The sequence below is a fragment of the Paenibacillus sp. CFBP 13594 genome, from assembly GCF_014842675.1.
GTDB classification, from domain to species: Bacteria; Bacillota; Bacilli; order Paenibacillales; family Paenibacillaceae; genus Paenibacillus; species Paenibacillus amylolyticus_B.
In genome coordinates, this window is record NZ_JACYVQ010000006.1 from 70,240 (window position 1) to 82,493 (window position 12,254).

Annotated in this window: 10 protein-coding genes; 6 read left to right on the forward strand and 4 right to left on the reverse strand. The window is 47.5% G+C overall.

Going from position 1 to position 12,254, the window contains the following annotated elements; all coding sequences use genetic code 11:
* The first annotated feature begins 114 nt into the window (after positions 1-114).
* Complete coding sequence (locus tag IFU39_RS19405) at positions 115-1,659, forward strand: cobyric acid synthase (protein ID WP_192134770.1); 1,545 nt, start codon at positions 115-117, stop codon at positions 1,657-1,659.
* Positions 1,660-1,785: 126 nt separating this feature from the next.
* On the opposite strand, the gene IFU39_RS19410 is transcribed toward IFU39_RS19405, so the two are convergent.
* Positions 1,786-3,486 carry a methyl-accepting chemotaxis protein gene (locus IFU39_RS19410; RefSeq protein WP_105597743.1) on the reverse strand — a complete coding sequence of 567 codons (1,701 nt, stop codon included), beginning with the start codon at positions 3,484-3,486 and terminating at the stop codon, positions 1,786-1,788.
* A gap of 353 nt (positions 3,487-3,839) precedes the next feature.
* Between IFU39_RS19410 and IFU39_RS19415 the strand changes: the two genes are divergently transcribed.
* From IFU39_RS19415 to IFU39_RS19425, 3 genes are all read left to right on the forward strand, one after another.
* Positions 3,840-5,237 carry an L-cystine transporter gene (locus IFU39_RS19415; RefSeq protein ID WP_192134339.1) on the forward strand — a complete coding sequence of 466 codons (1,398 nt, stop codon included), beginning with the start codon at positions 3,840-3,842 and terminating at the stop codon, positions 5,235-5,237.
* Positions 5,238-5,502: 265 nt separating this feature from the next.
* Entirely contained in the window at positions 5,503-6,186 is a 684-nt protein-coding gene (locus tag IFU39_RS19420; RefSeq protein WP_192134341.1) for a queuosine precursor transporter, read from the forward strand.
* Positions 6,187-6,393: 207 nt separating this feature from the next.
* Positions 6,394-6,747, forward strand: coding sequence for a hypothetical protein (locus IFU39_RS19425; protein ID WP_192134343.1), 354 nt, complete (start codon positions 6,394-6,396; stop codon positions 6,745-6,747).
* Between the two features lie 109 nt (positions 6,748-6,856).
* On the opposite strand, the gene IFU39_RS19430 is transcribed toward IFU39_RS19425, so the two are convergent.
* Complete coding sequence (locus IFU39_RS19430; RefSeq protein ID WP_091015224.1) at positions 6,857-7,945, reverse strand: M24 family metallopeptidase; 1,089 nt, start codon at positions 7,943-7,945, stop codon at positions 6,857-6,859.
* A 262-nt stretch (positions 7,946-8,207) separates the two neighbouring features.
* On the opposite strand from IFU39_RS19430, the gene IFU39_RS19435 reads away from it, so the two are divergent.
* On the forward strand, positions 8,208-9,419 hold the full coding sequence (locus tag IFU39_RS19435; protein ID WP_105597748.1) for a PQQ-dependent sugar dehydrogenase: 1,212 nt from the start codon (positions 8,208-8,210) through the stop codon (positions 9,417-9,419).
* 523 nt (positions 9,420-9,942) lie between these two features.
* On the opposite strand, the gene IFU39_RS19440 is transcribed toward IFU39_RS19435, so the two are convergent.
* Both IFU39_RS19440 and IFU39_RS19445 read right to left on the reverse strand, forming a co-directional pair.
* Positions 9,943-10,674, reverse strand: coding sequence for an MBL fold metallo-hydrolase (locus IFU39_RS19440; RefSeq protein WP_105597749.1), 732 nt, complete (start codon positions 10,672-10,674; stop codon positions 9,943-9,945).
* A gap of 55 nt (positions 10,675-10,729) precedes the next feature.
* Positions 10,730-11,272 carry a hypothetical protein gene (locus IFU39_RS19445; RefSeq protein ID WP_105597750.1) on the reverse strand — a complete coding sequence of 181 codons (543 nt, stop codon included), beginning with the start codon at positions 11,270-11,272 and terminating at the stop codon, positions 10,730-10,732.
* Between the two features lie 104 nt (positions 11,273-11,376).
* Here IFU39_RS19445 and IFU39_RS19450 point away from each other — a divergent pair, with 104 nt between their 5' ends.
* Positions 11,377-12,240: an SDR family oxidoreductase gene (locus IFU39_RS19450; protein ID WP_192134345.1), complete on the forward strand. Its 864-nt coding sequence runs from the start codon at positions 11,377-11,379 to the stop codon at positions 12,238-12,240.
* The last annotated feature ends 14 nt before the right edge of the window (positions 12,241-12,254 follow it).

Sequence of the window (12,254 nt, forward strand, 5' to 3'; positions counted from 1 at the left end):
GCAGTTTGGATAGCGTTACGCATGAGGTCGGGAGCAAGGTGATCTGGAGATAACACGGAGACAGGGGGAGAGATCGTGGAGGGTAAGCTTGTACAGCAAACAGCGGCGGTACTCATGCTGCAAGGAACGGCTTCTGATGTGGGCAAAAGTGTCATCACAACGGCTTTATGCCGTATATTCAAGCAGGATGGCTTCAAGCCAGCCCCGTTCAAGTCACAGAATATGGCGCTGAATTCCTATGTGACGGAAGATGGCAAGGAGATAGGTAGGGCTCAGGGAGCACAAGCTGAAGCCTGCGGTATTGAGGCGACAACCGACATGAACCCGATCCTGATCAAGCCGGTGCGGGACATGCATTCGCAGATCGTGGTACACGGTGTACCTTTTGCTCAGATGAGTGCTTCGGACTACCGTCAGCATTTCCTGCCTGAAGCAAAGCAGACAGTTATGGATGCGTTGAACCGGCTACGGGATACCTATGATATTGTACTGATGGAAGGAGCGGGCAGTCCTGCCGAAATCAATCTGAAGGATCGGGATATCGTCAATATGAATCTGGCAGGTTGGGCTGATGCACCGGTAATTCTGATCTCTGATATTGATCGGGGCGGGGTATTTGCTTCCATTGTAGGTACGCTCGAGCTGCTGGAACCCCATGAGGTTGCTCGTGTCAAAGGGTTCATTATCAACAAGTTTCGCGGTGATCTGTCCCTGTTGCAGCCAGGACTCGACTGGCTCGAAGAACGGACAGGCATTCCAGTATTAGGTGTATTGCCTTACATAAGAGATATTCAGATTGAAGCAGAGGATTCAGTGGTGCTGGACTCCATCCGTCATGGGAAATCCGGCAAAACCGAGCTGGATCTGGCGGTGATCCGATATCCGCGAATTTCCAACTTTACAGATTTCGATGCACTTTCCCGTGAACCGGATGTCAATGTGCGTTACGTGACCTCGCCAGAGGAATTGGGTAGTCCGGATGCCATTCTTCTACCGGGTACGAAGGATACCATAGGTGACCTGGCGTTTCTGCGTGAGTCTGGGCTGGAGCAGGCGATTGCGAGCCAGACCGAGCGTGATCATGTTCAGCTCGTAGGCATATGTGGCGGGTACCAGATGCTGGGACGACATCTGAAGGACCCGTTTGCTGTGGAGGCGAATCAGATCCAGGAAGCAAAAGGACTTGGCTGGCTCCCGCTATCGACAACGTTTCTTCAGGAAAAGCAGACCGTCAGAGCTTCCGGACGGGTGCGGCCTGATCACCCGATTCGTCTGTATGGTGAGCGAGATGTAACAGATGCTTCATTACCTATTAACGGATATGAGATTCATATGGGCGTTACAGAGTGCCACGAGCCTGAACGTGTAACCGCGTTGTTTGAAATCTCACATCCAGGTGGTCAACCTTTCCAAGAAGGCTGGGGCTCAGCGGATGGCAGCGTGTGGGGAACCTACTTGCATGGTTTGTTTGAAAGTGATCTGTTCCGCCGTTCGTGGCTTAATGGTTTGCGTGTAGGAAAGGGACTGGCTCCACTTCAGGAGACATATAGTGTACATGAACGTAAGGAGATGGAGTTTGATCGGGTAGCCGAATCGTTACGTTCGGCATTGGATATGAAGCGCGTGTACGAGATTATGGGTGTTCAGGCACCCGAGTGAAACAACAATACCCCCATGTCCGACAACCCGTTCTCTAGAAACGGAATGTTAGCGGCATGGGGGTATTGTATATCCTATGATTCAATGAGGTTTAAAACAGGTGATGATAGGTTAATGGTTAACCTGTTAGTTTATTTTGAAATTTTTCATAGCGGATTGCAGTTCTACAGCTTGTTCATGCAGATGGCGAACCGTATTCGAATGTGAATCCATCTCGCTAAGCTGAAGATCTGCTGTTGAAGCAATCTGTAACATGCTCTCACGGGATTTGGTCGTAATCTGTGCCGTTTCTTCAACGGATGCACTCACTTCTTCAGCACCAGCAGATACTTGTTGAGTGGAAGCAGAGACGGTCTGAATGGTCAGATTCACGTTCTGAATCAATTCATTCAGTTGCTGGAAGGCAGAGCCTGCTTGTTGAACGACAGTTGTGCCTGAACCAATCTCCTGGGTTACACGGTTCATGGCATCAACCGAGCGTTCAGCATCTTCACGAATGGTACCCAGATAATCCGAAATTTCTTCAGTGGCTGTCTTGGATTGCTCGGCAAGTTTGCGAACTTCTCCAGCAACAACAGCGAATCCGCGGCCATGCTCTCCGGCACGTGCTGCTTCAATGGAGGCGTTGAGTGACAGCATGTTAATCTGTTTGGTGATTTCAAAAATGGAAGCAACAATGGTGCCGATGGCTACCGAACGTTCATTCATAGTTTCAACATAACGCAACGATTCGCTTGCTGTCTGGCCTACACGCTCCATCTGCTCAATGGCATTCTGAGCCAGTCGGTTACCGTTAACTGCTTCGTTGGCTGCTTCACCAATCTGGTCAGACACTTCAGCGGAAGAAGAAGCAATATGCATGATACCCTGCGTAATTTCTTCCATAGCTCTGGCGTTCTCGGATGCGCTTGACGCAATGCTGATACTTCCTTTTTCTGCATCTTCTGCGGAGCGGCTGGAGTTTCGTACCATACCGGACATCGATTCAACCCGCTGAAGCAGGTCATTGGAGCCTGACACAACTTCATTGGACGTGGACAAGGCACGGCTGATCATTTCTTTCAGGTTATGCGTCATCGTCTGGAAGCTTGCGGCAAGCTGGGCAATTTCATCTTTGCCTTTGATCTGGAGTTCAGCGGTCAGATCACCTTGGGATATTTGTTTGCTATGTTGGACGAGCTTGATGATTGGTTTGGTAACTCTTTTGATCATACTAGTGGAGATAAGCCAGCCGAGCACAAACACTAATGCTGTAATCCCAAGACACAACCAGAAAATCTGGGTAATCTTGTCTTGAATGAACTGGGCATCCATGCTCACAGCCATAATCATGTTACTTCCTGCAATTGGAATGAATGCTGCCTTATGTACACCGAAGGAATCGGAATAGACTTCGCTGATTACCATTTCTTTGCTCTCGATGGCTGTATTCATTGCTGGCTCTACAGTGATATCATCCTGGGCTTTCATACCTGAGGAAGAGTTGGCCACAACGACTTTGGCTGAGCCATCCTGGATAGCGACAACGTAAGCTGCATCCAGATTATGTTCTTTTGCTTTATCTGCCAGATACGATTCCACGGTCATGGCAGCACCTTCAGAACCGGCTCCGCCACTCTGTACCTGTAGGATTTTGGATGCTGAAGTATTCTTGTATATATCCTGAATGGACGTGTTTAGGACTTTGTCAAACTGCGGTAGCACGTAGCTTTGAATAATATTCATCGACACGGCATAGAAACTAATACTGAACAACAGGGAAGCAACCAGCAGAACGAGGAACAAGGTGCCTCTGATTTTACCGGCGACGGTGCGATTACGAAACATATGATCATCCTTTCACGTCAAGTTCATTAACATTATCGCTTTTCCGTACTCATAAGACCTATCTACCAATGAACAAAGACCTAAATTATACGTTGAGAAAACTTGGGAATAAGCGGATATACCTATATTACAAAATTAACCGGAGGTTGAATAGAACAATTTTCACGAATTGGTGTATTTTTTTCAGAAATACATGAATCTATTACATGCATATTACATAATATCAATTAATACCTACCAGAATAGTTTGTTATATGTTATATTGTAAAATGTCTTTGTCGGAAGTACAAAAAGATAAAAGAGAAAACCGGATATTTTTCGGTTACACACATGCCTGAGGAGGATTTAAAGAAATGGATACTTTTCTAGTCATATTGAATGTAGTGGTTATGCTTGCCTTACTTGGCATCCTCTACTGGATGCAGAAAAAGCATATCTCCTTTACGAAACGCGTATTTGCGGGTCTGGGACTGGGGGTTGTTTACGGGGTTATTCTCCAATTGGTGTACACATCAGGTTCTGATGTAGTTACGAAATCAGTCGATTGGTTCAATCTGGTCGGTTCAGGATATGTTCGTTTGTTGCAAATGGTCGTGATTCCATTGATCATGGTATCGATCATTTCAGCCATTATGAATCTGAAGGGCAAGCAAAATCTCGGCAAGATGAGTGTTTCCATTATTGCCATTCTGTTGATCACCACAGCGATTGCCGCAGGGGTTAGCATTGTAACGAGCCTTGGCTTTAACCTGACTTCCATTGAGATTCAAGGAGGAGAGCGGGAGAATGCGCAGGTTCAGAAGGTGGAGGAACGGCTTGTTGATGTGAAGGATCAGACCATCCCGCAGCAAGTGCTGGAATTCATTCCTTCGAATCCATTTGCAGATATGACAGGAGAACGTCGTACATCCACACTGGCCGTGGTTATTTTCTCCGCGTTCATCGGTGTAGCCGTACTTGGACTGGATCGCAAAAAACCTCAGCAGGCGGAGACGTTCCGCGGTATGGTTAATGCGGTATATGCGGTGGTTATGCGAATTGTTACGCTGGTGCTCAGGCTTACACCATACGGGATTCTTGCCCTTATCACCAAAGTAACGGCGACAACGAATCCGGATGAAATTCTCAAGTTGATCAAATTCGTCATTGCGTCCTACGTGGCCCTCATCGTGATGTTTATCATTCACTTGATCATTATCTCACTGTCCGGGTTCAACCCGATTACGTATGTGAAAAAGGTTCTGCCAACACTGGTATTTGCCTTTACATCCCGTTCAAGTGCAGCGTCGATCCCGCTGAATGTGGAGACTCAGACGAAGAAATTGGGCGTATCGGACGGTATTGCGAACCTGTCAGCAAGCTTCGGGGCGACGATCGGGCAAAACGGCTGCGCCGGGATCTATCCGGCCATGCTGGCGGTGATGATTGCTCCGACGGTCGGCATCGACCCGCTGAGCTGGGACTTCATTGTGACTCTGATCCTCGTAGTCATGATCAGTTCGTTTGGTGTGGCTGGCGTTGGCGGCGGGGCAACCTTCGCTTCCCTGATCGTATTGTCCACCATGAATCTGCCTGTGGCTCTGGTTGGACTACTCATTTCGGTGGAGCCGCTGATCGACATGGGTCGTACAGCGCTTAACGTGAACGGGTCCATGACTTCTGGACTTGTAACCAGCAAAATTTTGAAAGAAAATGATCATGACACATTCAATGATCAGAGCCGTGAGCTGGATTCTGCGGCTCAGGCTTAATACAGAATGGATTTAGATAGAGGCTCATATTAAGATATCTAGAGCCGTCTATAAGCCAAGTGGGAAAAGCCGTCCTTCGGAGGAATCTGGAGGGCGGTTTTTTTTGTGGCAATCCAATTATACTGTCACTCAGGCAGACCTGGAGTTATTTAGTTCTGTTCATGGGACGAGAAATGTGATAGAGTATTCATGTTTTGGCCCTGAGCCAAACCGCGGTTCGTAACCATCCCGCGTAATCAAAACTAGGAAGGCAGTGTATGTATTTATGTTTAACTTAGGGTGGGGAGCGATTTTCGTTCTCGTAACTTATGGATTTTTCCTGTTGTGTTACCGCTTGTTCGGTAAAAAAGGTCTCTATGCCTGGATTGGTGTGGCTACGGTTATAGCCAACATTCAGGTGACCAAAACGATAGATATTATGGGGGTTGTACTGACGCTTGGCAACACGATGTATGTCAGCATGTACCTGACCAGTGACCTGCTCAATGAGAAATATGGACCAGGTGAGGCACGCAAAGCCGTATGGTTCGGATTCTTTACGTTGATCATGACGACGGTACTGATGCAAATGGTGTTACGCTTTGATCCGGCACCGACGGACTTTGCACAGGATTCGATGAAAACATTATTCGGTCTGCTGCCACGTCTGGCTCTCGGAAGTCTGACAGCGTACTTCATCAGTCAGTTCCTGGATGTACGATTATACTCCTGGCTGCGCAAGGTGGCCCCAGGACGCAATCAGTTGTGGATTCGTACCAACGGCAGTTCGATCATCAGTTCATTCGTGGATACACTGGTGTTCTGCACGATTGCGTTTGCGTTCATCTATCCTTGGGACGTTTGGCTGGAAATCTTCCTGACGACGTATATTATCAAATTTGTATTAACTGCGGTTGGAACACCGTTCCTGTATGCTGCACGCAGCTTTAAGTTCAAGGATGAAGCTTAGATAATATTCAAGAGGATGACTTAAAATCACCCTTTGCGCAGTCGCTTGTAATTCGGACTCTGCAAGGGGATTTTTTATAGAAAACACATTTACCCGAAACAAGAAAAACTCTTTTTACATTATTATGAAAAAGTTATAATATAAACGACCTGTCGTTTATGAGCATGTATCATTAGCACGAAGATTTCAACCAAAGGGGAATCGCATATGTACTCTACACTGCGTTATACACTGGAAAGCAATGGCACAACCTACGAGAATGATAGCATTAATGCCTCACTATTGGTGGATTTGATTACCAATCTGGAATTGCAGGAATACGTAGTACTTGTACCTTCGGAGCTGGTGGAGGGAAGTATGTATTTGCAGGCTGCTGCGCTTGAGGAACCAGGGCACATGGTGGCGGAGATTCGGTTGCAGGAAGGTGAGGATGGTTTCCGGCATTACGGCTACAAGACAACAGATCAGACTGCGATTATTCAATGGTTTCTGGATTATTGGGGGAAGCAACAGCTGCCACAGCTGGAATCCTGGCAGGATATCACGCATGAGTTTGGCTAATGGTACATGAGTGAGCAGGAATAAGACACGTAGGATATGCTTCGTATGAATTAAAATCCCGCAACCCATGATATCATGGATTTGCGGGATTTTTGAGTTCACAATTGGACTAGTCGGTAAGGATTTGCAGTTCTTTTGGATATGTTGTCAGAACTTCAACACCCGTCTCGGTCACGATGACATCATCCTCGATACGAACGCCGCCTGCTGCGGTATAAATGCCCGGTTCAATCGTGAATACGGTACCTTCATTCAGGATGTCCATATTCTCTCCATGGAGAGAAGGATACTCATGTACGTCAATACCCAGTCCATGACCTACTCTATGCATAAAACGTTCGCCGTATCCGGCTTCTTCCGTGACTTGGCGTGCTGCACGATCCACTTCAGCGCAGGTGATGCCTGGTTTTACGATTTGGATAGCCGCTTCGTTGGCTGCGAGTACCGTGTTATAGATGGTTTTGAGTTCAGGTGAGATGTCACCAAAGGCGAATGTACGCGTGATATCCGAGGCATATCCGCCAGCATACACACCCATATCAAACATCAACAGGTCACCATGTTGCAGTTTCCGTTCACCCGGTGTACCGTGTGGCAGACCTGTTTTGGGTCCGGTGAGTACCATGGTATCAAAGGAAGGGCCATCGGCACCCAGTTTTTTCATCTGATATTCCATCTCGGCAACAAGTTCAATCTCGGTTACGCCTGTGCGAACATGAGAGAGGCCTTGACGCAATGTTTCTTCGATCAGGTGAATGGCGTGGCGAATGCGGGCTACCTCATCCGGAGTTTTTTTCACACGTAATGTGCGAAGCAACGGGCCTACATCTTCAAAGCTGGCAGCACCAAGAGCGGCAGTAAGCTGCTCATAACGTGCGACTGTCACGTATTCTTTCTCGAGACCAACCCGGCCCAAGCGCCCCTGATAACGATCAAACAAAGCGTATGGATTATCCGTATCCGTGTGCGTGGCAATGTTGGATACCGAGGAAGCGGCTGCGGCAGCTTCAGCGTCCAGTGCGGGTACAATCAACAGGGGCTCTTCGCCACGTGCGAGAACCAGACCGAGGAAACGTTCATGCGGATTGCTCGCAAATCCAGTTAAATAGTAGATATGTTTCGGATCTGTGATCAGCATGGCGTCCAATCCTTGCCCGGACAGATCGGCTTCAAGACGAGATAAAGGATTTTGATTCATAAGTGTAGTTGTCCACCTTTCCATTCATACTATCCTTCTATTATAAAAGATTATGATGGAATTCCAAACTGCGATGATTTCATGTCCTCGGAATCCCTTGCATTCTTCGTTTAAGCGGCTGGTGTGAAGGGTAATACAGGGCGAAACCGTGATACACATGAATAATAGTGCGACAACTATAGAGAACAATATGTTAACAATACATTGAAGCTTGGCTTATTTATTTTATACAAAAGATCGATATGCGAAGGGAGATGTAATCATGAATAATCGAGGAATCGTTCCACTGTATGCTTCATTATTAAGTGTGGCACTGTTGACCGCGTCATGCTCTTCAGGCGAACCCTCAACGGGAGGAGTAGAGCAGACGTCTCAGGGACAGGGAACAGGTCAGGGACAGACAGCGAATGGAAGCAATACCGGTGCAAGTGGAAATGAGAGTGGAGCGCAGGGAGAGACGGTCATTCCGTATCGGGCTTCCGTTCTGGTTGAAGGATTGAATGCACCATGGGAGATTGTGAGTGTGCCTGATGGTCGGATGTTCGTAACGGAACGCCCTGGTGCGATTCGAGTCATTGAGGATGGAAAACTAGCCCCTGAACCACTGATTGAATTCTCAGCCCCATTTAATGAAGAAGGTGAAGGAGGTTTGTTAGGTCTTGCAGCAGATCCGGACTTTGAGGAGAACGGTTACTTGTATGCATACCACTCTTATCTGGAAGGCGATGACATTGCCAATCGAGTGTTACGTCTCAAGGTGAATGATGCGAAAGCGGTCATAGATCAAGAGTTGCTTGGTAACATTCCAGGCGGAACAAATCATAATGGTGGGCGGATCAAAATTGGCCCGGACAAGTTGCTCTATATCACGACAGGTGAACGTTATGAGCCGGAATTGTCACAGAACGAAGATAGCCTTGGAGGTAAAATATTGCGGATAGGTCTTGACGGGTCGATCCCGGCAGACAACCCATGGCCGAATTCACCTGTATACAGTATGGGACACCGTAACGCACAGGGACTGGCCTGGAACCCAGACAACGGTTACCTCTATTCCACGGAGCATGGTCAGCGGAATCATGATGAGATTAACCGGATTGTAGCTGGTGAGAATTATGGCTGGCCCGAGGTGGAGGGAGACGATGATGACAATGGCGCATATCAGGCTCCGCTTGCACATAGTGGGAATGATACATGGGCGCCGTCTGGTGTAGCTTTTGTTGAGGAAGGACCTTGGGCTGGATCACTGATTGCTGCAAATCTGCGTGGAGAGCAGTTGCTGAAGATTACTCTTTCGGAAGATGGCACACAGGTAGCGAAGGTGGAACCCATCTTCGAAGATGAATGGGGCCGGATTCGTAATGTGAGTGCTGGTGAGGACGGAAAGTTGTATGTGCTTACGAACAATCGGGATGGACGAGGATCGCCACGGGATGGAGATGACAAGCTGATTGTACTAACTCCGGAGAGCTGATTTATTCTAACGAACCTGGCACACCATAAATAGAGGTATAATGGCGTTTGTAGAATGTAACGAACCTCAGCCACGTTATATCGCCAAAATTCACTCGAAACCTGCGGGAAAATCAACGAAATGAGTAAATAAGAGGTCTGGTGGAACTCTGTCAAAAATCAAACACTTACGTTACGGATTTTCCGGTGAATTGTTTTGCCAAACGGGCAGGGGAAGATACTGTGCACATGCCGTGGTGTAATATAGCGGTGTGATATAAGATACTGCGTGCATACCGTATGCATGGCGTGCGCAATAGGAGCTGCCATACGGTCAACACCAGTGCAGTGGTAAATACACATGGTTAATTAATCAAAGGAGCTGTCCCCGTCAAATTCATGACTTATGGGACAGCTCCTTGCTTGTAATGTATGTGTCATCCTAATCTTGAATGAGCTACAACGCACAATGCCGCACGAAGAGAAACAGCGTTAGTAGGATGCTTGTGTCGTTCCAAAAATACTCACAAGTCCACTTTCTTTACTTATTCTGCGCTCTCCGCAAGTGTGGCAATACGCTGGGCCGGATCATTCGTGTACTCTCCGCCGTGATAACAGAGAACCTTATCGAGTTTAAGGTCTGTTAGTTTCTTCAGGCTTCGGAGTGCTTCAGGCATGTCCGGTGTCGCGGGTGGTGCAGGGCCAACCAGCTCATCATCAACTACACGAAGTTCATCGGCAGCGAGCAGGAACTGCTGCTCTCCGAAATACAGGCAGATATGACCTGGGGTATGTCCTGGTGTATGAATGACTTGTGTGCCTCCTTGCAGAGGTAAAAGGTCTCCGTCTGCCAAAGTTCTGCTGATGTTCACTTCCGGCAGCTGCATAAGCAGTTGGTCTGCCAGTGCCAAAACGGGCGCGGGCAGCAGAGCACGACGTTCAGGTGTGAATTTGATCAAAGGTTTCTCACCGGTTAGATATGGAATCTCATCGGCATGTGCCCAGATTTCCAGATCAGGGATGGAATCCAAAAGAGCACCCAAGTTACCGATATGATCGATGTCCTGATGAGTAATAATCACCCGTTTAACGTCCGAGAGCTGTACGCCCTCTTGTTCCAATGCGGATTGAAGTTCAGCAAATTGTCCAATCATGCCCGTATCCACCAAGGTAGCGCCATCTACATCACGAAGCATGACGGGGAATATGGGGCTGTTCCCGGAAGGTGTCGGAATCTGGAGATTTAACACAGTAATCGAAGTTGTTGGATGGCTCATGGTGATCCGGACCGTAGTCCGGTACACCTCCTTTTCTTTTTTAGCGATGATGTTGTTATTCAGGGCGATTATATTTTAAGTGTTTTCTATATTTTTTGACCGTATGGAGTAATGCTTCAAACGTTTCTTCTTCATTACTGCCATCCTTAACGATGGAGACAAATGAGAAGTTCTCATGAACAAGTTTGTTCCTTGTCTGAAATACCAGACCAAGGGCTTCAGCGAAGTGTTCTTTTTCGGATTCCAGAGCAATGAACTCTTTACTCAGTTCGGCTTGAATGATCTCCATGTTGGAGCGTGCACGGTAGGCAGGAGTTTTCATCAGCTGGGTCGAATTAAACTTTTTCTGATATACGTCTCTGTACAGTTGATGTAACATTTGTTCAATAATGGCGCATAGTTCGATGACGAGTGAAGCATATCTTCGGTTTTTGCGTTTTCGGGTGAGTTCACGTGTTTCTTCTTTGTCCAAAATACCGTATTTTTCATACAGCGTAGAATCAACGTTCTGCAAGATTTCCTGATATTCCTGTTCGAGTAGTGCGATTTCAAGTTTGGCTTGTTTTTTAACTTTTTTAAAATCTTCTTTGGTCAGCATACTTGTCCTCCCATGGAAACCGAGATGTGATCCTATCATTATCTCATATTGTCCGTCGTCGCGCCTCTAATTTCAGAACCTCAGGTTCAGAAGGGAAGTACCTCATGTCCAATCAGACAGCAATTGTTTCAGGAGCTAACTCAGGTATGGGGTTGGCAACCACCATTGAACTTGCAAGACAAGGATATCGCGTAATCATGGCATGCCGCAGTGAGAAGCGCGGACAGGAGGCTCTTCAGGAAGCTGTGCGTCAGTCCGGCTCTTCTGCGATTGAATTGATGCTGTGTGACCTAGGTTCACTCGAAAGTATACGCCAGTTTGCCCGCACATTCCGCGAGCGTCATGATCGCCTTGACGTTCTGGTTAATAATGCGGGGGTGGTGATGGTCAAGCGGAAGGAAACCTCAGATGGGTTCGAACAAAGTATCGGTATTAACCATCTGGGACATTTCCTGCTGACTTTACTTTTGATCGAACCTCTGAAAGCTGCGAAGCAGGGACGGGTTGTGAACGTTTCGTCAGGTGCTTACAAGGCCGGCAAAATCCACTTCGAAGATCCACATCTGCACACAGGTTATAATCCGATCAAAAGCTATGCTCAATCCAAATTGGCTAACGTGCTGTTCACTCGTGCACTGGCTCGCAAACTGTCAGGTACGTCTGTCACAGTGAACTGTCTACACCCTGGTGCGGTGGGAACGAGTATTGGCGTAGATCGCAATACCGGATTTGGCACACGCATTATGGCGTTTGCAGGTAAACTTCCATTCTTTCTGTCCCCTGAAGAAGGGGCGCGAACGGCTGTTTATCTGGCCACAAGCCCTGAAGTCGTCGGCATCACCGGTCGTTACTTCTATCAACAGAAAGAGCAGCAGCTGAAGGCACATGCCGTTGACGATGCTTCAGCTGAGCGTTTCTGGACGTGGAGCGAAGAACAGGTGGGGCTAAGAGATGACGAGAAGTTGTAATTCAGCACAAGCTG

Bases quoted from the DNA above. Each gene is read 5' to 3' on its own strand.
- IFU39_RS19405 (WP_192134770.1), top strand. From the start codon at position 115: ATGCTGCAAGGAACGGCTTCTGATGTGGGCAAAAGTGTCATCACAACG.
- IFU39_RS19410 (WP_105597743.1), bottom strand. From the start codon at position 3,486: ATGTTTCGTAATCGCACCGTCGCCGGTAAAATCAGAGGCACCTTGTTC.
- IFU39_RS19415 (WP_192134339.1), top strand. From the start codon at position 3,840: ATGGATACTTTTCTAGTCATATTGAATGTAGTGGTTATGCTTGCCTTA.
- IFU39_RS19420 (WP_192134341.1), top strand. From the start codon at position 5,503: ATGTTTAACTTAGGGTGGGGAGCGATTTTCGTTCTCGTAACTTATGGA.
- IFU39_RS19425 (WP_192134343.1), top strand. From the start codon at position 6,394: ATGTACTCTACACTGCGTTATACACTGGAAAGCAATGGCACAACCTAC.
- IFU39_RS19430 (WP_091015224.1), bottom strand. From the start codon at position 7,945: ATGAATCAAAATCCTTTATCTCGTCTTGAAGCCGATCTGTCCGGGCAA.
- IFU39_RS19435 (WP_105597748.1), top strand. From the start codon at position 8,208: ATGAATAATCGAGGAATCGTTCCACTGTATGCTTCATTATTAAGTGTG.
- IFU39_RS19440 (WP_105597749.1), bottom strand. From the start codon at position 10,674: ATGAGCCATCCAACAACTTCGATTACTGTGTTAAATCTCCAGATTCCG.
- IFU39_RS19445 (WP_105597750.1), bottom strand. From the start codon at position 11,272: ATGCTGACCAAAGAAGATTTTAAAAAAGTTAAAAAACAAGCCAAACTT.
- IFU39_RS19450 (WP_192134345.1), top strand. From the start codon at position 11,377: ATGTCCAATCAGACAGCAATTGTTTCAGGAGCTAACTCAGGTATGGGG.